The organism is Mesorhizobium sp. WSM4841, from assembly GCF_055811515.1.
The window spans coordinates 57842-80069 of record NZ_JBVVQC010000012.1 but is presented as its reverse complement, the minus strand read 5'-3'; the positions used below and the strand labels follow the sequence as shown (position 1 = coordinate 80069).

At 61.1% G+C, this 22228-nt stretch carries 16 protein-coding genes, 1 tRNA gene and 1 pseudogene; 12 read left to right on the top strand and 6 right to left on the bottom strand.

Annotation, left to right across the window (positions count from 1 at the left end; all coding sequences use genetic code 11):
* Nucleotides 1–137 precede the first annotated feature (137 nt).
* The 7 genes and pseudogenes from AC0L14_RS16530 (at nt 138) to AC0L14_RS16500 (ending at nt 11867) form a co-directional block, all read left to right on the top strand.
* Nucleotides 138–1025 carry a DUF7847 domain-containing protein gene (locus AC0L14_RS16530; protein WP_473528787.1) on the top strand — a complete coding sequence of 296 codons (888 nt, stop codon included), beginning with the start codon at nt 138–140 and terminating at the stop codon, nt 1023–1025.
* Between the two features lie 57 nt (nt 1026–1082).
* Nucleotides 1083–1859 (top strand): hypothetical protein, encoded by a 777-nt coding sequence (locus AC0L14_RS16525; RefSeq protein ID WP_473750127.1) that lies wholly within the window; start codon nt 1083–1085, stop codon nt 1857–1859.
* Between the two features lie 327 nt (nt 1860–2186).
* Entirely contained in the window at nt 2187–5996 is a 3810-nt protein-coding gene (gene metH / locus AC0L14_RS16520; protein ID WP_473750126.1) for a methionine synthase, read from the top strand.
* Between the two features lie 238 nt (nt 5997–6234).
* The gene (locus tag AC0L14_RS16515; RefSeq protein WP_473487751.1) at nt 6235–7101 is read left to right on the top strand and encodes a class I SAM-dependent methyltransferase; all 867 of its coding nucleotides are present in this window, start codon (nt 6235–6237) and stop codon (nt 7099–7101) included.
* 511 nt (nt 7102–7612) lie between these two features.
* Nucleotides 7613–10225: a bifunctional diguanylate cyclase/phosphodiesterase gene (locus tag AC0L14_RS16510; protein WP_473750179.1), complete on the top strand. Its 2613-nt coding sequence runs from the start codon at nt 7613–7615 to the stop codon at nt 10223–10225.
* 75 nt (nt 10226–10300) lie between these two features.
* Nucleotides 10301–10677, top strand: a pseudogene (locus AC0L14_RS16505) (vitamin B12 dependent-methionine synthase activation domain-containing protein); the annotation flags it as partial.
* A gap of 905 nt (nt 10678–11582) precedes the next feature.
* The gene (locus AC0L14_RS16500; RefSeq protein WP_095493788.1) at nt 11583–11867 is read left to right on the top strand and encodes a hypothetical protein; all 285 of its coding nucleotides are present in this window, start codon (nt 11583–11585) and stop codon (nt 11865–11867) included.
* Between the two features lie 170 nt (nt 11868–12037).
* On the opposite strand, the gene AC0L14_RS16495 is transcribed toward AC0L14_RS16500, so the two are convergent.
* Nucleotides 12038–12262, bottom strand: coding sequence for a hypothetical protein (locus AC0L14_RS16495; protein ID WP_123147588.1), 225 nt, complete (start codon nt 12260–12262; stop codon nt 12038–12040).
* Between the two features lie 206 nt (nt 12263–12468).
* Nucleotides 12469–12957, bottom strand: coding sequence for a hypothetical protein (locus AC0L14_RS16490; RefSeq protein WP_473750184.1), 489 nt, complete (start codon nt 12955–12957; stop codon nt 12469–12471).
* Between AC0L14_RS16490 and AC0L14_RS16485 the strand changes: the two genes are divergently transcribed.
* Entirely contained in the window at nt 12841–13080 is a 240-nt protein-coding gene (locus AC0L14_RS16485) for a DUF982 domain-containing protein (RefSeq protein WP_473750178.1), read from the top strand. The two genes, AC0L14_RS16490 and AC0L14_RS16485, sit on opposite strands and share 117 nt — an antisense overlap.
* 149 nt (nt 13081–13229) lie before the next feature.
* Here the strand turns inward: AC0L14_RS16485 and AC0L14_RS16480 are convergent.
* Both AC0L14_RS16480 and AC0L14_RS16475 read right to left on the bottom strand, forming a co-directional pair.
* Nucleotides 13230–13303 (bottom strand) — tRNA-Gln (locus AC0L14_RS16480).
* Nucleotides 13304–13611: 308 nt separating this feature from the next.
* A complete protein-coding gene (locus tag AC0L14_RS16475; protein WP_473750125.1) occupies nt 13612–14544 on the bottom strand; it encodes a lysylphosphatidylglycerol synthase domain-containing protein in 933 nt (310 codons plus the stop codon).
* Between the two features lie 487 nt (nt 14545–15031).
* On the opposite strand from AC0L14_RS16475, the gene AC0L14_RS16470 reads away from it, so the two are divergent.
* The 4 genes from AC0L14_RS16470 (at nt 15032) to AC0L14_RS16455 (ending at nt 19537) form a co-directional block, all read left to right on the top strand.
* The gene (locus AC0L14_RS16470) at nt 15032–16408 is read left to right on the top strand and encodes a Ppx/GppA phosphatase family protein (RefSeq protein WP_473750124.1); all 1377 of its coding nucleotides are present in this window, start codon (nt 15032–15034) and stop codon (nt 16406–16408) included.
* A 100-nt stretch (nt 16409–16508) separates the two neighbouring features.
* Nucleotides 16509–17204, top strand: coding sequence for an RlmE family RNA methyltransferase (locus AC0L14_RS16465; protein WP_473750123.1), 696 nt, complete (start codon nt 16509–16511; stop codon nt 17202–17204).
* Between the two features lie 265 nt (nt 17205–17469).
* Nucleotides 17470–18972 (top strand): IMP dehydrogenase, encoded by a 1503-nt coding sequence (gene guaB, locus AC0L14_RS16460; RefSeq protein WP_473750122.1) that lies wholly within the window; start codon nt 17470–17472, stop codon nt 18970–18972.
* Nucleotides 18973–18997: 25 nt separating this feature from the next.
* On the top strand, nt 18998–19537 hold the full coding sequence (locus tag AC0L14_RS16455) for a hypothetical protein (protein ID WP_473750121.1): 540 nt from the start codon (nt 18998–19000) through the stop codon (nt 19535–19537).
* Nucleotides 19538–19576: 39 nt separating this feature from the next.
* Here the strand turns inward: AC0L14_RS16455 and rnd are convergent, their stop codons facing one another.
* Together rnd and AC0L14_RS16445 are read right to left on the bottom strand one after the other, a co-directional pair.
* On the bottom strand, nt 19577–20728 hold the full coding sequence (gene rnd, locus AC0L14_RS16450) for a ribonuclease D (RefSeq protein ID WP_473750120.1): 1152 nt from the start codon (nt 20726–20728) through the stop codon (nt 19577–19579).
* A 96-nt stretch (nt 20729–20824) separates the two neighbouring features.
* Nucleotides 20825–22069: an MFS transporter gene (locus AC0L14_RS16445; RefSeq protein ID WP_473528418.1), complete on the bottom strand. Its 1245-nt coding sequence runs from the start codon at nt 22067–22069 to the stop codon at nt 20825–20827.
* Between the last annotated feature and the right edge of the window lie 159 nt (nt 22070–22228).

Genomic DNA, 22228 nt, shown 5'->3' with positions numbered 1-22228 from the left:
TGCAACCTGTGGTTCCCCAGCCGACACTGACAATGCACAACGGCAATTGCAAGTGGACTAGACGCCGACCTCCAATGTTGGCACATTTAATGCGGGGATCACCAGCCGATATGCGGTGATTAAGCGGGGGACGCATCATGGTTTCAACGACATTGGAACGGCCGGACAAGTTTCGCATCGGCAGGGTTTTCAACAATATTTTTGCGGTCATCGGCCGCAATCCGGGTCTGTTGGTCGGACTGGCGGCTCTTTTTTCCGCCCTTCCGGCACTGGTGCTTAACCTTTGGAATTACAGAAATTTTGCCAACCTCGATTTTGCCAATCCCGAAAGCATGGCGGTTACCGATCCCTCGGCGATTCTAGGCAACTCGTTAATATCGATGGCTTTTGGCTTGATATATTTTGTGCTGGCTTTGTTGTTTCAATCGTCACTGGTGAGGGCGACGATAGAAGACTTGAACGGCAAGCGCCCGGCAATCGGTGACTGCATCCAGATCGCTTTGCGTTGCATATTCCCGACGCTCGGCATTGGCCTGGTTGTCTTCCTCACCATGATCCTCGCGATGGTGGTGATGATGTTCGTGGCTGGTATGCTTATGCCCGTTTTTGGAGCCCTCATTGCGTTCATAGCGTTCATAGCGTTGCTGGTTCCAGGCATCAGGCTGCTCCTCGGTGTATCGGTTTCCGTGCCCGTGCTGATCCAGGAGCGCCTTGGCGTGTTTGGTTCGATGTCGCGTAGCCGTGCTTTGACGAAGGGTAGCCGCTGGTCACTATTCGGTCTTTTGCTGATTCTGTTCTTGGCGGCGATTGCCATCCAAATGGCATTCGCTTTGGTGTTTGGATTGGCTTTCGCCCTTACCGGCAGCCTCTCGACGGTTGGCCTGATTGTCGGCGCGATTGGAAGCGCCGTTGTGTCGACAGTGGTGTCTACATTGATATCGGTTGCCATCGCGGTCAGCTATGTCGAACTCCGGCAGGTCAAGGAAGGCACTGGCATCGACGAGCTGGCGGAGATTTTCTCATAGCGGGGAGGTCGCCGCCTTCGTCGCATCAGCAACGGCCTGAACTGGACAGGGTACCTCATGGTTTCAACGACACTGGAACGACCGGACAAGTTTCGCATCGGCAGGGTTTTCAACGACAGCTTTGCGGTCATCGGTCGTAACGCCGTGCTTTGCTTAGGACTTGCGGCATTGTTTTCGGGTTTGCCGACTCTTGTTTTTCAACTTTGGGCGTTGAGACAGGACCCGGCCGTCCCCTTCGACCCGAGCACTTTCGGCGAGCAGAACCTGGTATTCGGCTATACCGCCGTGGGTGCCGGCCTTGCTTCGTATATCCTGTCGCTGTTGCTTCAGGCGTCACTGGTGCGCGCAACCATCGAGGACCTGAACGGCAAGCAGCCTTCGTTCGGTGACTGCATCGCGAAAGCAGTCTCCTTCCTCCTGCCGACGTTCGCCATTGCCCTGTTGGTTGGTTTAGGCGTGGGCCTCGGTTTGATGCTGCTGATTGTGCCTGGCATCATGTTGGCGCTCCGTTGGTCGGTCGCGGTACCGGCACTGGTGCAAGAGCGGCTCGGCGTGTTCGGCTCGATGGCGCGCAGCCGCGATCTGACCAAGGGAAGCCGCTGGGCGCTGTTCGGCCTGTTCATTATCCTGATCATTATCGTGATCGCCATTGAGTTGGCGCTAGGCACTGCAACCGCGCTGTTTGGAGGGGGGATAGTGGGTGCGGTGGTGGACGCATTGGTGACGAGTGTAACGTCTATGGTGATGTCGATCGCCACCGCAGTCAGCTATGTCGAGTTGCGGCAGGTTAGGGAAGGCACCAGCGTCGACGAACTGGCGGAGATATTCTCCTGACGCGAGACATCATGAACGAAGCGACATCCGCGTCGGAGACCTTGCCCGCCGTCATGTCGGCGATCGCCTGATCGACGATGGCCGCGCCCTCTCTCGCCGATGTCCACAACGGTTACCAGTGCTGCTGTCGGAAATGACCCCGACGAGCCGCGCGACCTGTTCGGGATGCTGCTCAGGGCGGCATCGGCGAAGACTGCGCAGCCGGCGTTGTAGCGCCGGCGGGTAGCATTCCCGGCGGCAGGGGTGACAGCGGCAGACAAATCTCGTATAGTGACATAAAGATGTCTTTATGTCGCTTAAGCGCGACTGTCGCCTTGAGGATTGAAAGTGTCGCAAAACCCTTCACCGCTGGACGACCTGTTCGGTCCTGTCGCGGCAAAGCCCGACGGGTCGGAAGTCCTTGCGGCGCTGACGGCGGCGGCGCGCGAGCGCATCCTCATCCTCGACGGCGCCATGGGCACGCAGATCCAGGGCCTTGGCTTCGACGAGAACCACTTCCGTGGCGACAAATTCGCGGATTGCGCCTGCCACCAGCAAGGCAACAACGACCTGCTGATCCTGACGCAGCCCAAGGCGATCGAGGAGATTCATTATCAATACGCCATCGCCGGGGCGGATATCCTTGAAACCAATACGTTCTCCTCGACGTCCATCGCCCAGACGGACTACGGCATGGAGGATGCGGTCTACGCGCTGAACCGCGACGGTGCACGGCTGGTGCGCAGGGCATCGGTGAGGGCTGAGCAGGAGGACGGCAAACGTCGCTTCGTCGCCGGTGCGCTGGGGCCGACCAACCGCACCGCCTCGATGTCGCCGGATGTCAACAATCCCGGCTACCGCGCCGTGACGTTCGACGAATTGCGCCTTGCCTATGGCGAGCAGCTGCGCGGTCTCATCGACGGCGGCGCCGACATCATCCTGATCGAGACCATTTTCGATACGCTGAATGCCAAGGCGGCGATCTTCGCTTGCAACGAGATCTTCATCGAGAAGGACGTGCATCTACCGGTCATGATCTCCGGCACGATCACCGACCTGTCCGGCCGCACGCTGTCCGGCCAGACGCCGACGGCGTTCTGGCATTCGGTCCGTCACGCCAACCCGTTCACGATAGGCCTCAATTGCGCGCTTGGCGCCAAAGCCATGCGCGCCCATCTGGACGAAATATCAGGCGTCGCCGACACCTTTGTTTGCGCCTATCCGAATGCCGGCCTGCCCAATGAATTCGGCCGCTATGACGAGAGCCCGGAATTCATGGCCGCGCAGATCGAGGAGTTCGCGCGCGACGGGTTGGTCAACATCGTCGGCGGCTGCTGCGGCTCGACGCCGGACCACATCCGCGCCATCGCACAGGCGGTGAAGACATATCCGCCGCGCGCTGTTCCCGACATCGAACCGAAGATGCGCCTGTCGGGGCTCGAGCCGTTCACGCTGACCGACGAGATTCGGTTCGTGAATGTCGGCGAGCGGGCCAATGTCACCGGCTCGGCGAAATTCAGGAAGCTGATCACGGCGGGCGACTATGCCTCCGCGCTCGACGTCGCACGCGACCAGGTCGCCAACGGCGCGCAGATCATCGACATCAACATGGACGAAGGCCTGATCGATTCGAAGAAGGCGATGGTCGAATATCTCAACCTGATCGCCGCCGAGCCGGATATCGCCCGCGTTCCCGTGATGATCGACAGCTCCAAATGGGAGATCATCGAAGCCGGCCTGAAATGCGTGCAGGGCAAGCCGCTGGTGAACTCCATTTCGATGAAGGAAGGCGAGGAGGCTTTTCTGCACCATGCGAAGCTCGTCCGCGCGTATGGCGCGGCGGTGGTCGTCATGGCCTTCGATGAGGACGGCCAGGCCGACACGCATGCGCGCAAGGTCGAAATCTGCACCCGCGCCTATAACCTGCTGACCGAGCAGGCCGGATTCCCGCCCGAGGACATCGTTTTCGATCCGAACATCTTTGCCATCGCCACCGGCATCGACGAGCATAACAATTACGGCGTCGACTTCATCGAAGCCGCCAGGCAGATCACCGCGACGCTTCCCCATGTCCACATATCGGGCGGCGTGTCGAACCTCTCCTTCTCGTTCCGCGGCAATGAGCCGGTGCGCGAGGCCATGCATGCCGTGTTCCTCTACCACGCCATCCAGGCCGGCATGGACATGGGCATCGTCAATGCCGGGCAGCTAGCCGTCTACGACACCATCGATCCGGAACTGCGCGAAGCCTGCGAGGATGTCGTCAACAACCGCCAGCCGAAGGGCGGCGGTACGGCGACCGAACGCATGCTGGAACTCGCCGAACGCTTCAAAGGCACGGCGGGCAAGGAGGCGCAGGAACGCGATCTCGCTTGGCGAGACTGGCCGGTCGAGCAGCGCATTTCGCACGCACTGGTCAACGGCATCACCGAATTCATCGACGCGGACACGGACGAAGCGCGACGTGCCGCTGAGCGCCCGCTGCATGTCATCGAAGGTCCGCTGATGGCAGGAATGAATGTCGTCGGCGACCTGTTCGGCGCGGGAAAAATGTTCCTGCCGCAAGTGGTGAAATCCGCCCGCGTCATGAAGCAGGCCGTTGCCGGCCTGCTTCCGCACATGGAGGCGGAGAAGCTGGCGAACGCCGCCAATGGCGTCGACACCGGCGAGCGCCAGACCGCCGGAAAGATCCTGATGGCGACGGTGAAGGGCGATGTGCACGATATCGGCAAGAACATCGTCGGCGTGGTTCTCGCCTGCAACAATTACGAGATCATCGACCTCGGCGTCATGGTGCCGGCGGCGAAGATCCTGCAGACGGCGCGCGAGCTAAAGGTCGACATCATCGGCCTGTCCGGCCTGATCACGCCCTCGCTCGATGAGATGGTGCACATGGCCGCCGAGATGGAGCGCGAAGGTTTTGACATTCCGCTGTTGATCGGCGGCGCGACGACCAGCCGCGTGCACACGGCGGTAAAAATCCATCCGCGCTATGCCAGGGGCCAGACGGTCTACGTCACCGATGCCAGCCGCGCGGTCGGCGTGGTGTCGGCACTTTTGTCGAACGAGACCAGGGGCGGCTATGTCGACAATGTTCGTGCCGAGTACAAAAAGGTCGCCGATGCGCATGCGCGCAGCGAAGCCGACAAGCAGCGCTTGCCGCTCGCCAAGGCGCGTGCCAACGCCCACAGGATCGATTGGTCGGCCTACGCGCCGCCAAAGCCGTCCTTCCTCGGCTTGAAAACTTTCGCAGCCTGGGACCTGGCCGAGCTCGCGCGCTATATCGACTGGACGCCGTTCTTCCAGACCTGGGAGCTGAAGGGGCGCTACCCGAAAATCCTCGACGACGAGGCGCAAGGGCCGGCGGCACGCCAGCTCTTCGAGGACGCCCAAGCGATGCTGGCCAAGATCATCGCGGAAAAATGGTTCGCGCCGAAGGGGGTCATCGGCTTCTGGCCGGCGAATACCGTCGGCGACGACATCAGGCTTTTCACCGACGATAAGCGCTCGCAGGAGTTGGCGACCTTCTTCACGCTGCGCCAGCAGCTGACCAAGCGCGACGGCAAGGCGAATGTCGCCCTCTCGGATTTCGTCGCGCCTGCCGACAGCGGCAGGGCCGACTATCTCGGCGGCTTCATCGTTACCGCCGGCATCGAGGAAGCAGCGATCGCCGAGCGCTTCGAGCGGGCCAACGACGATTACTCGTCGATCATGGTCAAGGCGCTGGCCGACCGTTTCGCCGAGGCCTTCGCCGAGCGTCTGCACGAACGCGTGCGCAAGGAGTTCTGGGCCTATGCGCCGGACGAGGCTCTGGCGCCGGACGAGCTGATCGGCGAACCCTATCGCGGTATCCGCCCGGCGCCCGGCTATCCGGCGCAGCCCGACCACACCGAGAAAGCGACGCTTTTCCGCCTGCTCGAGGGCGAGCGCAATGCCGGCGTCAGCCTGACCGAAAGTTTTGCGATGTGGCCGGGCTCCTCCGTGTCCGGCATCTATCTGTCGCATCCCGAAAGCTATTATTTCGGCGTCGCCAAGGTCGAACGCGACCAGGTCGAGGACTACGCGCGCCGCAAGGCCATGCCGCTAGCCGAGGTCGAGCGCTGGCTGGGGCCGATACTCAACTATGTGCCGGCGCAGGGACTTGACGCAGCCGCGTGAAATCGCGTCGCGAGGCTGACAGGGCGAGGAGCCGGCACCTCCATGACAGCAGCCTTGTCCTGATTGCGCGCTCGTTCTGCACAGAGACGTGATTGGCACGTCCGCCTTGGCCAGGGCGGTGGTGAGAGTGGCCTGCAGCGGTGGTGCACCGACCCGCCTCGGATTGACGCGCGCCACATTAGCTGCAAAGTATATTAACGTTCTGTTTACCAAATATTAGTCTCGGCAGGGGGGCAATTTGGAACTGTTTCTGGGTGCGAACCGCCTTAATTGGGATGATCGGGCCGAACTGCATTCGACCGACACGACGGGCAGCTACCACATAGAAAATGTACTGGCTGGCGGATCCAATCTCTATGAGCTGGAAACGCGCGAGGTCGGTGACATTGTCGGCAAGGATATCGTCCATTTGCAATGCCACATCGGGCTCGACACAATCAGCTTGAAGAATTTGGGCGCGGGCAGCGTGACCGGCCTCGACTTTTCACCGACGGCGATCGCAGCGGCGCGGGATTTCGCTGCAAAGGCAGGCACTGATGTGCGCTTCGTGGAGGCGCCACTGTTCGAGGCAGTCGAAGCGCTTGGCCGGACCTTTGACATCGCTTACGTTACCTGGGGTTCGGTAAACTGGCTGGACGACGTGTTCCGCTGGGCGCGGGTGGTTGCAGATCTCCTGCGGCCCGGCGGCCGGCTCTATCTGGCCGAGGGCCATCCATTGATGTTCCAGTGTGACCGCAAGGCTGCGGCGCTGGAGTTCAAGCATGACTGGCGAACGCCAATAGCTCGACCACTCGCATGGAACGAGGAACTCACCTATACCGGTGATGACCGCATCTTGAAACATCCTCGCTACTATGAGTGGATTCATCCGGTCAGTGACGTGGTGAACGCGCTGATTTCAGCTGGGCTGACGCTTGATTTTCTCAATGAGCATGACACGGTTTCGTGGCAGCACTTTTCCTTTGCCGTGAGGGCCGGCAAGGATATGTACGGCTTGCCAGAGAACTCTCCCAAGATCCCAATGGCCTATTCCATTGGTGCGACGAAGCGTAGCGTCGGCAAGATACCATACCTGGTTACCCCCAAGTCGATTGAGGGCCACTAGTCCTACTATTGATCCCGTTTTGCATTGTCGTCTCGTCGATCTGATGCCGGAAAGGTGAGCACGGTTATCCCTCGACGGTGGGGATCGCCGAGCTTTTCCTGCTCGCAGCGGCGGTCGAGTCGATCGCCCGAGGGCAACCCATGCACCTTCAGCGACTGCAAGCAGCTCTAATGCATGTCGCGCAAAAGTGCGCAGCGGTTTTGCGATAACGACATGCATAAAAACGAGAACTTAAAGCGCGTCGCATGAATCCATTCAAACGCGACGCGCTTTAAGGTGTCAGCCGGAGCCGCAGGTCCGTGTCATCCACTCCGGCGACCTCAGGCGGTTGGAAAGTGCAAAAATTTTAGGACCCGTGAAGGTCAAAATTAAATATTGATAGCTAATATTCCTTGGTCGGGTTGCCCGAGAACCTGAATAGCAGCTGAGGAATCGCCTATTGGCTCTTTTCCGCGCTAGGTTCGGCGGTATTAAGAAGGCTGTTTTCTCGTCGGCAAATATCCCGGCGGCAATGGCGGTGATAGTTATTGCCGTTGGCGCAGCGTTCGCGGACCACCAGAACAAAGTCGTCTCGGATCAAGCCGCCCGTGCGGATGTCCTGGCCAAGGTCAATCTTATCCGCGCCAAGCTTGAAGGTAACATCAACGGGAACCTTCAACTGGTGCAGGGACTGGTCGCGACGGTCGTGACCGAGCCCTATATGGGACAGCAACGCTTCGCCTCGCTCGCGAGCAACCTGTTTGACCGGGGCTCGCAATTGAAAAATATTGCCGGCGCGCCCGATCTGGTCATCTCCCTGATGTACCCGATCGAGGGCAACGAGAAGGCGATAGGCCTTGATTACCGCAAGGACGAGCGGCAGCGTGTGGCCGCGCTAAGGGCGCGAGACGAGCGCGAGCTAATTCTTGCCGGTCCCGTCGACTTGAGGCAGGGAGGTCAAGGCTTCGTCGGTCGTATCCCGGTTTTTGTACGGAGTGCGGGCAACACCGAAAGGTTCTGGGGCATCATTTCGGCCGTTGTCGACGTTCAGCGCCTTTATAAGGCGAGCGGCCTGCTTGACCATGATCTCGGGATTGACATAGCGCTGATCGGTAAGGACGCTCTCGGTCCAAGTGGAGATCAATTCTTCGGCAATGAGCGCGTCGCCAAAAGCAATCCGGTGACAGCCGACGTTCTGCTCCCGTCCGGTTCGTGGCGGATCGCAGCCATTCCTAAAAACGGCTGGCCTTCGACACCCGACAACGCGTGGTTCTTGCGCGCAATCATGGCGGTGGCCGGGGCGTTGGTTGTGATCCCATTCCTAGTTACGGGTCGCCTGATTGGCGAGAGACAGCGCAACTATGCGGAACTGAGTCGATTGTCGAGACGCCTGGAACTCGCTTTGGAAGCGTCGGCTATTGGCGTTTGGGAACACGATCTCGCGACCAACGAACTTACGTGGGACGACCGCGTCAATGAAATATATGGCAAACCAACTGGGGAGCGCCGCAGTTACCTGGACTGGGCAGGAGCAATCCACCCGGATGATCTGGCTGGCGCCCACGCCGATTTCGACAGCGCGATGGCCGGTGGCGGGCCATATTTGTCGGAGTACCGGATTATTCGGCCGGATGGCGAGATTCGCCATGTCCGATCCAAGGCGATAAATTACCGGGCCGCAAACGACACCCCAAAAATGATTGGCGCCGAATGGGATGTGACAGCCGATGTCCTGCTGAACAAGGACCTGGTTCGCGCAAAACAGCTTTCCGAGTCGAAAAATGCAGAACTCGAGTCGGCCAAGGCGCGCATAGAGCACATTGCGCTCCACGATTCGCTGACCGGTTTGCCCAACCGGCGTTACCTCGACCAAGTGCTGGAAGATTACGCTGCAAACGCCAGGCGCGCCGGCGGGTATGCGGCACTGCTTCACATAGATCTGGATCGGTTCAAGCACATCAACGATACGCTTGGCCACGCCGCAGGCGACGCAATGCTTGTTCACGCGTCAACTGTCCTCCGATCCAAGGTCGATGGTGAGGGATTCGTCGCTCGAATCGGAGGGGACGAATTCATCGTCCTGTGCGTGGTGCATGACGATATCAAGCAACTTGGGCTGCTCGCTAACCGCGTCATCAGCCAGATGCGAGAACCGGTCTACTATCAGGGCCATCGATGCCGGTTTGGCGTGAGCGTAGGAATTGCAGTCGACAGCGGAAAAGATGTGGAAGCCAAACACCTGCTGGTTAACGCTGACATCGCGCTTTACCGGGCAAAGAGGCGTGGGCGCAATCGATACGAATTCTTCGCCGAGGCGATGCAAAGCGAAATCGTCGACACAAAACGGATTGCCGACGAAATTCTCGGCGGCTTAGAGCGCAACGAGTTCATTCCCTTCTACCAGCCGCAATTTGACGCAAAAACGCTCGAAATTGTTGGGGTTGAGGCGCTGGCGCGATGGAGACATCCTGAGAAGGGAATATTGGCGCCCGATGTCTTCCTGAGGATTGCGGAAGAACTGAATGTCGTCTCGATCATTGATCGAACCATATTAGAGCAATCGCTTTTGGATTTCGAGGGATGGTCTGCTGCGAATATTCACGTTCCGCGGGTATCAGTCAACGTTTCGGCGCGACGCCTTCAGGATGAGGAACTCATAAAGAGTCTTAGGAAACTAAATATCAAGAAGGGAGCAGTTGCATTCGAGCTCGTTGAGTCAATTTTCCTTGACGAAAATGATGATTTTGTCACCTGGAACGTTGAGCAGATAAAAGAACTCGGCATTGACGTAGAAATAGACGATTTTGGTACTGGTTATGCCTCTATAGTCAGCTTGCTCCAGCTACAGCCTCGCCGGCTGAAGATAGATCGCCAACTGGTCATCCCAATTGTCAAATCGCCGCAACGAAGGCAGGTCGTCTCGTCGATCATTGAAATCGGCAAGTCCCTGGGTATCGAGGTCGTAGCGGAAGGTGTCGAGACGATGGAGCACGCACGGATACTCAAGAGCTTGGGCTGCGACATACTGCAGGGCTATGCCTTCGGGCATGCGCTGGATTCCGACGGACTAAAGGCCTTTGTTCGATCTCGGCGTTTGCGCGCTGAACGGATTTTGGATGAACCGCTCCGGTTGGGTAGAGTATAAGCGCATACGCCTCACGTCATAGATTAGCGCTACGCTTGAGTCTTAGGGTTTGGAGATTGGCCGATCACGGCAGGGGAGTTCTGGGGGCCTATGCACCCGATGAGACCCGGCCCCGGACGAGTTGATCGGCGAACCCTATCGCGGCATCCGTCCGGGGCCGGCTATCGACGCAGCCCGATCACACCGAGAAGGCGACGCTTTTCCGCCTGCTCGACGGCGAGCGCAATGCCGGCGTCAGCCTGACCGAAAGCTTTGCGATGTGGCCCGGCTCCTCCGTCTCCGGCATCTACCTGTCGCATCCCGAAAGCTATTATTTCGGCGTCGCCAAGGTCGAACGCGACCAGGTCGAGGACTACGCGCGGCGCAAGTGCATGCCGCTCGCCGAGGTCGAGCGCTGGCTCGGCCCGATACTCAACTATGTGCCGGCGCAAGGGCTTGACGCAGCCGTGTGAGGCGGGAAATTACGGTGCCTAACTGATGGGGCGAGGAGCCCCATGAATCATCAAGGGGCGTCGGAGGATCGTCGGTCGACCTCCTCAAACGCCGCTGAGAACCCGTTCCGAATTGGTCAGGGCTTCGCCAAGACGGCCTACGGCTTGTTTCAGTGCCTTTTCCGCGGAATCCGTCAGCGATTTGGCGCCTCCCTCGCAAACGGCGCCAGCATCGCCTTGCGCGTTGCCTCTAAATTTAGCGGAGACGGCCCAGCGGCTTGGTTGCGAGGGGGACTGGCAGCTGGAGGCCGCTGGGCCTTGACCACCAGCGAGCGTAAGTGGAGGCGCTGTGGTGGCCTGACCAAAAACTTGCGCTCAAGGCAACGGAATAGCATCATTCGAACGAACACTGTGAGGGAACCTATTGTTCTGTCGGCAGCGGCTCATGGTCAGAATCTGCATGGTGGAGCACCTGGCCGAGGTCACGCATGTCGAATGTCTGGCCACAGACGGGGCAGAACTGGAAATGCCCTGCTTCGTCGTTGGCCGGCGGCCCGTGGCGCCTGCCCTTGATGCCGGTTGCCGGGGTTGTTGGTTCGATCTCGTCTCACGTTGGTCAACACCGCGCTTTTGACAGGACGGCCCGACAGCCTATCGGGGGTGACCAGCGGGCCGCCGGGCCTAACCGGCGTGAGGGGAATGAGAGCGGCGCCGGCTGGGGTGGCATTCTAATCCCTTCATGCGCTACTGCTAATATAGTAAGGCGGATGCGGCATGCGAGATCCTTCTCCCATTGCAGGTGCCGGCTACCCCCAATCTCCAAGTTGATCAAACGACAGTTGCTCCCTTAGCCTGCAAAAATTGCAGGTGTCAGCAACGCCGGGTGTTGGAACCCGGCAATTGGGGGCAATTGGGGGAGACGCATCATGACCGATCCCATCATGGACTTAGTCGAAACGGCCATCATCCCCGATGTCTTCATTTCAGGGATGGCCGACATGGAAAATTTGGGAGACGGGAATTTCCGGTGCATATTTTACAGCCGGCAGCGAGCGATCTACGAGCGTGGAAAGTTCGAACACGTGATTGTGTGCCGCCTCGTCATGTCGGCTGGCGCGGCTCATGCGATGCTGAAACAAATCGCACATGCCGTTGAACGAGGATCGGATAACACAGATTCCATCGGCTTTCCTGGTGGGGCACTTCAATGACAATCCTTCGTCTGCACCCCGCCATCGCCTAAAGGAATTAACGAGCAGCGCCTGATGACCCATAAGCCGATGAAGGTGGTGGGTGGCAAAAAACGTGGTTCACCGAACGATTTCGGGGGTGATTTTGTGAGCGACTGTCAGTCGCTCGCGGGGGGTGGCCGGCGCCACGCTCAGTCCTTTGCATCGTCACCGTCTTGCACAGAGCCATCGTTTTCATCTGCCGGGCTTTCTAACCCGGCTAGTTGCCGGTCGGCCATTTCTTTAGCGAGGCCCACCAGGGCATCGACCTCTTGCATCTGGTCCACGTGACCGCCATTGGCGACGCGTTTCCTGATCCTCTTCAGTTGGTCAGAGGTAAGTCGCAATATTCCGGCGATAGACAGCTTCTTGGCCACGCCTGCATCTCCTGCATCTCAACCCACGAGACAAGCAAGCGTTCCGGCTCGGCGGTAATTCCGCTGTGTAGAAGCCATAAGGTGCCTCGCAATGGGTCAATACGTCTGGCACCGCAATTGCATGGTCAAGTATGGGGGAATGGGGTGGAGGCCCGTCGCTTCGCAAATGTAGCGGCGGGTCTTCTACATAAAGGTCGCGCCCCAGCCTACGCGTTGCCGTCCGTCTCGCTTTCCTCGTCTATCGTGCGCACAGGCAGATAGGCGTTGGTTTTTAGCCATTCGCGCAGCACGATCTGAATGAGGTCGGACCGACCAATTTTCATTTCAGCCGCGATGGAATTGAGCGCGTCCTCCGTTGCGGGCTCAAGCGGCACGCCTGAGACGTTTCTGAGCATCAATACGGCGCGACGCAGGATGATCTGTAGATCCGCGCGCGACATGTCCGCGATGCGATCGGCAGCGTTAGTCCGCGATGATGCAACCACCGCCATGGCCTTCGCGTTTAACCGCCTTAATCCTGGCGAGCGATAAAAATGGCGGCGTTTATTCCGATTACAGTCTACCTGAATCACAAGCCGATGGTGGTCGCTTCGATAGCCGACGCCGAGACGGCGCTTCAGCAACCATGGCCACTCGTGGAAAAGCCGTCCCGGCTTGAAGCAATCCGAATGATCGAGGAATGCCTGGCCGGACATTGCAGTCACCAAGCTGCGTTCGCTGCTTTCAAGGCGGCCGCATCTGAACAGGGACTTCTTAAGCGAAAGCGTCCAAGCGCAGGCCTTAAGAAGTTTGACGGGGTTGCTGAAGACCTGATGTAATAAGGTGGAACGGCCCGCTCCATGCTGCTATCGCGATTTCCCGCAACCCTTACCAATCGTTACAAATCAATGACTTATGTTGCTGTTCGTTACACGCCTTTAGCAACATGGTTTTTAGCCGTTTTGGTAGCTAAGTGCTTGAAATTACTTGGCTGGGGAACCTGGATTCGAACCAGGACTAACGGAGTCAGAGTCCGTGGGTCTACCGTTAACCTATTCCCCAGCAGGCGCGGTTGAAGAAAACCGCGCGGGCAGGGCGGCGATGGCGCCGCGCGTGCCTTGTAGCCGCCGCCGGAAAATAGTCAAGCCTGCCCATCCCTTCAATCAGCGCAATTGCTTCAGGTTTTGACTTGCCCTCTCCCCGCGAAGGACGCGGGGAGGGGGTCGCCAGCGTTGCGGCCAGGTCCCTTCTCCCCGTTCTTCACGGGGAGAAGATGCCGGCAGGCAGATGAGGGGCGGCGGCGCCGACATCGACGATTGATCGTCTCAGACATGACACCATCGTCAGTCTGAAGCGATTGCCCCGGCATCTCAATTCCCACCCCGACCTAGCTGCGAGTGCTCAAAATACAGCACGACGCCGAGCGCTATCACCAGCGGGATGATCAGGTAGAACAGCCGGAACACCAGCAGCGCGGCCAGCACGCCGACCGGGTCCATGTGCGACAGGCCGGCGAGGAAGACGACCTCGAACACGCCGAGCCCGCCCGGCGCATGCGAGATCTGGGCGATCGAGAACGACACCAGGAAAACGCCGAGCACGACGAAATAGCCGGGGTTGCCTGAAACGGGCAGGGCGAAGAAGATGATCGCCGCTGCTGCCAAAAGCTCGATCGGGCCGATCAGCAATTGCCGCGCGACGATCGGCAGCGCCGGATAATGGACCTGAAAACTGCCGATCTTCAGCGGCCTGAGATGCAGCCAGCTGCCGAAGACGTATGCCGCCACCAGCAGCAGCATGGCGAGGCCCACGGCTATGGTCAGGCCATGGTGCGGTACGCCGGAGAACCGGTAGATGATTTCAGGCTCGAAGACCAGCACGAGGCCGGAGACGAAGATCGTCGACAGCACGAAGGTGATCCAGCAGATCGCCACCAGGACGCCGACATCCTGCCCAGTGAGCCCCCTTGTGCCGTAGGCGCGGTAGCGGATCACCGCGCCGGAAAACACCGAGCCGCCGATATTGTGCGACAGCGCGTAGGTGGTGAAGGAGCACAGGGTGACGAACAACCAAGAGACCTTCTTGCCGATATGCAGGAGCGCTATGTGGTCGTAGCCGGCCAGCGACGCATAGGCGATGACCGAGCTCAGCGCGGCAAGCACCCAGCCGCGGGCAGGGATGGCGACGATGCCGTCCCAGACGTCGTCGAGCGAAATGCCGCGCAGCTCATGCAGCAGCAGCCACAGCGAGAAGACGACCGCCGCAGCGCCGACGACCGGCCAGAAATAGCGCCTCCAGTTCATGGCGTGACGATCATGCGCTGCAGCCCCGTTGCCCCTTTCCGGGTTCGCGTCAGGAAAACTGCCCGCGATTCCGAATGTCCATTCCCGCTATTTCAGAAATGCCTTATCGAAGCCGGCTATTCAACCGCGAAGGCGCGCTGCTGCGCTGGCGACTTCCCTGCTCCCCTTGTGGGAGAAGGTGGATCGGCGCGCAGCGCCGAGCCGGATGAGGGGTGTTGGAAGAAACTCGGCCTGGAAAAATCGAATGATTTTAGCTAGTTATGCTTTAAGTGCCGCGATCCGTCCAGCACCCCTCATCCGACCGAGCTTCGCTCGGCCACCTTCTCCCACAAGGGGAGAATGGGTCACCAACTCAGCGCCCCTCCCGCGAACGCATTTCATGTCTTGGTGATCCGGCCCGGCGCTGCTAGTCTGGCGGCAACTTAGAACACGTGAAAGCGCCTGCTGCGTCCGGTCTCCGGTTCGCGCGGCGCCGGAAGGAACGACAGTGGAAGACCACGACACCGGCGCCGGCGCGCCGGAAGTGGGCGTGTCCAGGGCTTCGCCGCCGCCTTCAGGCCAGGCAAGCCCACCCGCCGGCCGGCACAACGGCCGCCCGGTGCAGGCTTGGTCCGGTGATGGACAGGCAGGCGACGCGTCCCAGCACAAGAATGGCCAGCAGAAGGCCAAGACCAGGAAGCGGCGCAAGCGCCGGCGCGGCCGCAAGGTTTTTGTGCGCGATGACGCTCACCTCGCAGCGGCCGGACTGTCGGCGCCCGCCGGCAGCGCTCCAGCCAGCCGCCCGCCCGAGGCGATCGTCGCGGCTTTGCCGTCAGCTGCGCCAAGCAGGCCGGAGCAGGATGTCCGCCGCCCGCCGGTGCAGGAACTGCCGGTGTTTGCCGCACTCGACCTCGGCACCAACAATTGCCGGCTGCTGGTGGCGGTGCCGACGCGGCATGGCCAGTTCCGCGTCATCGACGCTTTCTCGCGCATCGTCAGGCTGGGCGAGGGCCTCACCGCCAATGGCCGGCTTGGGCAGCCGGCGATGGACCGAGCGGTCGAGGCGCTGAAGATCTGCGGCGACAAATTGCGCAGCCGCAAGATCAGGAAGGCAAGACTGATCGCCACCGAGGCCTGCCGCACGGCCGCAAACGGCGCCGAATTCCTCGACCGCGTCGAGCTCGAGGCGGGCTTGAAGCTCGAGATCATCGACCGCCAGACCGAGGCGCGGCTGGCGGTTTCGGGCTGCGGCTCGCTGGTCGACCGCGACACGCAGGGCGTCGTCCTGTTCGACATCGGCGGCGGCTCCTCGGAAATCGCGCTGATCGATCTCTCCGGCCACCGCTCGCCGAGGCTCGCAAACCACATCGTCTCGTGGACATCGCTGCCGGTCGGCGTGGTCTCGCTGGCCGAGCGCTTCGGTGGCCGAACCGTCACCCGCGAGGTTTTCGCCGCCATGGTCGAGGATGTGGCCGTGCGCCTGCACGCCTTTGACGGGCGCGACCGGCTGAGCCATGTGCTCGCCAGCCCGAAATTCCACCTGCTCGGCACCTCGGGCACGGTGACGACCCTGGCCGGCGTCCACCTTGACCTGGAACGCTACGACCGCCGCCGCGTCGACGGGCTGTGGATGGACCGCGACAGCGTCGACCGCATGGTCGAAAAACTGGTCGGCTGGGATTTCCAGCAGCGCGTCGCCAATCCCTGCATCGGTGCCGATCGCGCCGATCTGGTGCTGGCCGGCTGCGCCATCTTGGAAGCGATCCGCGCAGTGTGGCCGTCGGAAAGGCTGCGCGTCGCCGACCGCGGCCTGCGCGAAGGCATATTGAGCGAACTGATGGCCGACGACGGCGTCTGGCGCAACAACGGGCGTGGCAGAGCATGATCCCGAACCGAAGGACCGCGTCAGCGAAAAGTGGCAACCGGTTTTCGCTGACGCGGTCCTTCGGTTCGGAAAAGATCATGCTCGAACAAGAAATCAGGCAATGACCAAGAAACCGGAAAAGCCAGGCTCTGCCGGCATTCGCGTGCTGAAGACGCGGATCAAGAAGAAGAGCGGGTTGAAGGAATCGTCGCGCCGCTGGCTGCAGCGCCACATCAACGACCCCTATGTCCAGCGCTCCAAGGCCGACGGCTACCGCTCGCGCGCTGCCTACAAGCTGATCGAGATCGACGACAAGCACCATCTGCTCAAGCCCGGCATGAAGGTCATCGATCTTGGCGCGGCACCCGGCGGCTGGTGCCAGGTCGCCGCCGCGCGCACGAAATCGACGGCCGAACACCCGCATGTCGTCGGCATCGACTATCTGGAGATGGATGCGGTGCCCGGCGCGCCGGTGCTGTTGATGGATTTTCTCGATCCGCAGGCGCCGGAAAAGCTCGCCGAAACGCTGGGCGGCCCACCGGATATCGTGCTCTCAGACATGGCCGCACCTACCACCGGGCATAAAAGGACCGATCACATTCGCACCATGTATCTGTGCGAGGTGGCCGCCGATTTCGCCCTGTCGGTGCTCAAGCCAGGCGGCCATTTCCTCGCCAAGACCTTTCAGGGCGGCGCCGAAAACGAACTGCTCGCCAGGCTCAAGCAGAATTTCCGCTCGGTCCATCACGTCAAGCCGCCGGCCTCGCGGGATGAGTCGGTGGAGCTTTATTTGTTGGCGAAGGATTTTAAAGGTTAGCGTCTTTTCCTTTTCCCCTTCTTATGCCACGAGGGGGGAGATCGATGCCGCTTCGGCTTTCGCCAATCACCAGCGGTGAATGCCGGTCACCAGTCCTTCACGGCGAAAGGCATTAAGCTGAGTTCGCAGCGCTGTCGCGCACAAGCAATCGGCTTTTCATCGGCGACGGGACGTGTTACGAGCCAGCGCCAATCCTGAAAGGGAAGAAGACGAGTCGGCGCTGTCCATCCGGTCCAGCGCTTTTCATGCATTCCGAGGGCTGGCCATGGCAAAGATTATCGAAACGTCCACGGGCGCGTTGGCGCTGACCTTTGACGACGTGCTGCTGCAGCCGGGTCATTCCGAGGTTATGCCCGGCGAGACCGACATCCGCACCCGCATTGCCGGCGACATCGATCTCAACGTGCCGATCCTGTCCGCCGCGATGGATACGGTCACCGAGGCGCGCCTTGCCATCGCCATGGCCCAGGCCGGCGGCATCGGCGTCATCCACCGCAATTTCTCGCCGGCCGAACAGGCCGAGCAGGTGCGGCAGGTGAAGAAATTCGAATCCGGCATGGTGGTCAACCCCGTCACCATCGGCCCCGACGCGACGCTCGCCGACGCCCTGGGGCTGATGCGCACTTACAGCATCTCGGGCATTCCGGTGGTCGAGAATGGCGGCGCTGGCGGTCATACGGTCGGACGGCTGGTCGGCATCTTGACCAACCGCGACGTGCGCTTCGCTTCCGACCCGGCGCAGAAAGTCTACGAGCTGATGACCCGTGACAACCTGATCACGGTCAAGGAGAACGTCGATCAGGACGAGGCCAAGCGGCTCCTGCACCAGCACCGCATCGAGAAGCTGGTCGTGGTCGATAGCGACGGCAATTGCGTCGGATTGATCACCGTCAAGGACATCGAGAAGTCGCAGCTCAATCCGCACGCCACCAAGGACGTGCAGGGACGCTTGCGCGCGGCGGCCGCCACCAGCGTCGGCGATGACGGGTTCGAGCGCGCCGAACGGCTCATCGATGCCGGCGTCGACCTTCTGGTGATCGATACCGCGCATGGTCACTCGCAACGCGTGCTCGACGCGGTGACGCGGGCCAAGAAGCTGTCCAATTCGGTCCGCATCCTGGCCGGCAACATCGCCACATCAGAAGGCACGCTGGCGCTGATCGATGCCGGCGCCGACGCCGTCAAGGTCGGCATCGGGCCGGGGTCCATCTGCACCACCCGCATCGTCGCCGGCGTCGGCATGCCGCAGCTTTCGGCGATCATGTCGGCGGTTGAGACGGCGCAGAAATCGGGCGTCTCGGTCATTGCCGATGGCGGCATCAAATATTCCGGCGATCTCGCCAAGGCGCTCGCCGCCGGCGCCAGTGCCGCCATGATCGGCTCGCTGCTGGCCGGCACCGACGAGAGCCCGGGCGAAGTCTATCTGCACCAGGGCCGCTCGTTCAAAGCCTATCGCGGCATGGGCTCGGTCGGCGCCATGGCGCGCGGCTCCGCCGACCGTTATTTCCAGGCCGAGGTGCGCGACACGCTGAAACTGGTGCCGGAAGGCATCGAAGGACAGGTGCCCTACAAAGGACCTGTGTCCGGCGTGCTGCACCAGCTTGCTGGCGGCCTTAAAGCCGCTATGGGCTATGTCGGCGGGCGCGACCTTGCCGATTTCCGCGACCGCGCCACCTTTGTACGCATATCCAACGCCGGACTTCGTGAAAGCCACGCCCATGACGTCACGATCACCCGCGAAAGCCCGAATTACCCCGGCGGAGCCTAACCAGCTCGCACGAAGCCTGACGGCAATGATGCTGCGGCTGTCGCGCCACGTTGCCGCACTTTGCTTTGTCTGCGTGGCGGTTTTTGTCGCCATGACGGCGATGGAGTTCCTCTATTTCCGCCAGCTGAGCGGCGGCCTGCCGTCGCTCGATTTGCGCTTTACCGGTTTCACCCCGGACGAGGGCATGGCCTGGCTGACGGCGCTCGGCCGGCGCGGCAGCGAGATCATTCTGGTCTGGCACTACCTGACCTTCGACCTGCTGTTCCCGGCGCTGCTGTCGCTGACATTGGTCAGCCTGATCCTGGCCACCGGGCGGCGGCTGAAGATCTTCCGGGCCCTGTCCGCGCAGTTCCAGTCGCTGTTCGCGCTTTTTCTGGTGCTGCCCTACACGCTTGCCGATTATGCGCAGAACATCGCGGTGGCCCGCCTGCTCTCAGATTTCCTGTCGGCCAATCCGGATTCGCTGTCGTTTGCCTCGGCGCTGATCGTCATCAAATTCGCGCTTCTGGCGATACCGGTGATCGTCATTGCGGTTTTCCACCTGGCCGGTCAGAAACAGCGCTGACCCCCTTCTCCCACAAAGGGGAGAAGGATGTGGCAGACGCTACAAATCGAACAGCGCGATCTTGCGCTTGTCGAACTTGATCGCAATCTCGCCGCGCACCAGTTTGAGCGCGGCCTCGCCGAACACGGCGCGTCGCCAGCCTTGCAAAGCCGGCACGTCGGCGGCCTCGCCCTCGGCGGCGATGCGGTCAATGTCGTCGCTGGAGGCCAGCACCTTCGAAGCGACGCCCTCCTTTTCGGCGACGATACGCAACAGCACTTTCAGCAATTCCGCGGCGGCATTGGAGCCTTCGGGCGGCTGAAAACTCTTCGGCAGCTTCGGCATCTCTTCCCTGGGCAAGGCAAGCGCGGCGTTGATCGCGCCCAGCAGCGCCGTTGCCGTCACTGAGCGTTCCCAGCCTTTCGGCGTGGTGCGCAGCTTGCCGAGTGCAGCCGCATCGCGCGGCGCCTGCTGCGCCACCTCGTAGATGGCGTCGTCCTTGAGCACCCGGCCGCGCGGCACGTCGCGTTCGCGCGCCTCGCGCTCGCGCCATGCGGCCACTGCTTGCACGATCGCCAGCTCCTGCGGCTTGCGCAGCCGCATCTTCAGCCGCTTCCAGGCGTCCTCCGGATGCGGATCGTAGGTTTCACGCGCTGTCAGCACCTCCATCTCCTCGTTCAGCCAGTGAGCGCGGTTTTCCCGCACCAGCTCGGCGCTGAGGTGCTGGTAGACCTCGATCAGATGGGTGACGTCGGCAAGCGCGTAGTCGAGCTGTTTTTCGGAAAGCGGCCGGTGGCGCCAGTCGGTGAAACGTGAGGACTTGTCGAGCCGAGCGCCGGTGATCTTCTGGACGAGCTGGTCATAGGAGACGCTGTCGCCGAAGCCGCAAACCATCGCCGCCACCTGGGTGTCGAACACCGGATGCGGCACCAGATCGCCGAGATGAACGATGATTTCAATGTCCTGGCGCGCCGCATGGAAGACTTTGACGACGGCCTCGTTGGCCATCAGCCTGAAGAACGGCTTCAGGTCGATATCGGGTGACAGCGGATCGATCAGCGCCGTCACCCCGGGCGCCGCCATCTGGATCAGGCAGAGGATCGGCCAAAAGGTCGTCTCGCGAATGAATTCGGTGTCGACGGTGACGAAATCCGACTTTTCGAACGCGGCGAGAGCGGTCTCAAGTTCTTCTTGGGTGGTGATGACGTGCATCAAATCGCTTTTGGCAAAGGGTAAGGTCTCCTTCAATTTCAGCCGCGCGGGCTTTCGTCAAGCCGCAGCCCCGGTTCAACACATATCGGGCCGTCATCATTGCTTCGCAGGCCCGTCGGAATCGTCGTTGCGCTTGGCCAGCTTGGCGAACACCGTCGATGTGCGCAAAAGGCCGATGAAACGGCTGCGATGGCCGGCCGGCACGCCGGATCGCACCTGCATCCGGTACAGGATGACGAGGACGAAGATGGCGTAGACCGTGGCGGTGAACACGAACAGCGCGCTTGGCCCGAAATACTGCATCGCCGTCGAGGCGGCGAACGGCCCGCCAATGGCGCCGAAGGAATAGAACAGCATCAGCGCCGCGTTGATCAGCACAAACTCGCCCTTGTCGGCGCGGTCGTTGGAATGCGCCGCCGATAGCGAGTAGAGCGGCATGGCGAAGCAGCCGAAGATGAAGACGATCACGAAGTTGAGGGACGGGTCGCTGCGCGCCCAAAACACCAGCGCCAGCGATGCAAGCAGCGCGCAGCACGTCGTTATCAGCAGCACAGAACGCCGGTCCCAGCGGTCGGACAGGTAGCCGAGCGGATACTGGATGATGGCGCCGCCGAAGATGCCGACGCTGACGAAGGTGACGACGTCGGTGACCGACATGCCGATCTGTTCGGCGTAAACCGGCGACAATGTGCGGAAGGCGCTGTTGGTGACACCGACGGCAATGCAGCCGAAGCAGCCGAGCGGCGAAATCCGCCAGACGCGGGCCAGGTCGAGCTTGACGTCTTCCGGCGGGGTCGGGTTGGAGCGGTCGCCGAGCGACACCGGCACCAGCGAGAGCGTGATCATGATCGACATGACGGCAAAGATGGCGAAACCACCGGCGCCGACGATCGGGATCAGGAACTGTGCGCCTGTGACCGAACCGATGTCGACCATGCGGTAGATAGCCAGCACCCGCGCACGGTCCTTGTTGGCGGCCCCGGAATTGAGCCAGGCTTCCATGATGGTGAACAGGCCGGCGAAGCAGAAGCCGCCGGCGAGGCGCAACGCGCACCACATGACCGGGTCGACGACCAGCACCAAAAGCAATGTTCCCGCCGAAGCGATCGCCGCCAGCGCGGAAAAGGCGCGGACATGGCCGACGGCCTTCATGATGCGGGGGACGGCGAGGCAGCCGAGCAGGAAGCCGGCGAAATAGAACGTGCCCATCAGGCCGATGGTCGAGGCCGAAAACCCCTCCTGCGCGCCGCGCAGCGCGATCAGGGTGCTCTGCAGGCCGTTGCCGCCGAGCAGGATGCCGGCGGCAATAAGGAGCGGGATCAGCGGGCGCATGGAGGACATGAAGGAAGGCCTGTCGTTGATCCTTCTTGAACCATCGCCCGCGCCAATGCCAGCGGCAATTCCCGGCGGTTAGCAGGCCAGCACCGACAATCAGTTTCTCATTGTGATTTTTAGCTGAGGGGCGATCTTTCGCGCTCCCGATGGCGCGCTTGGATGGTG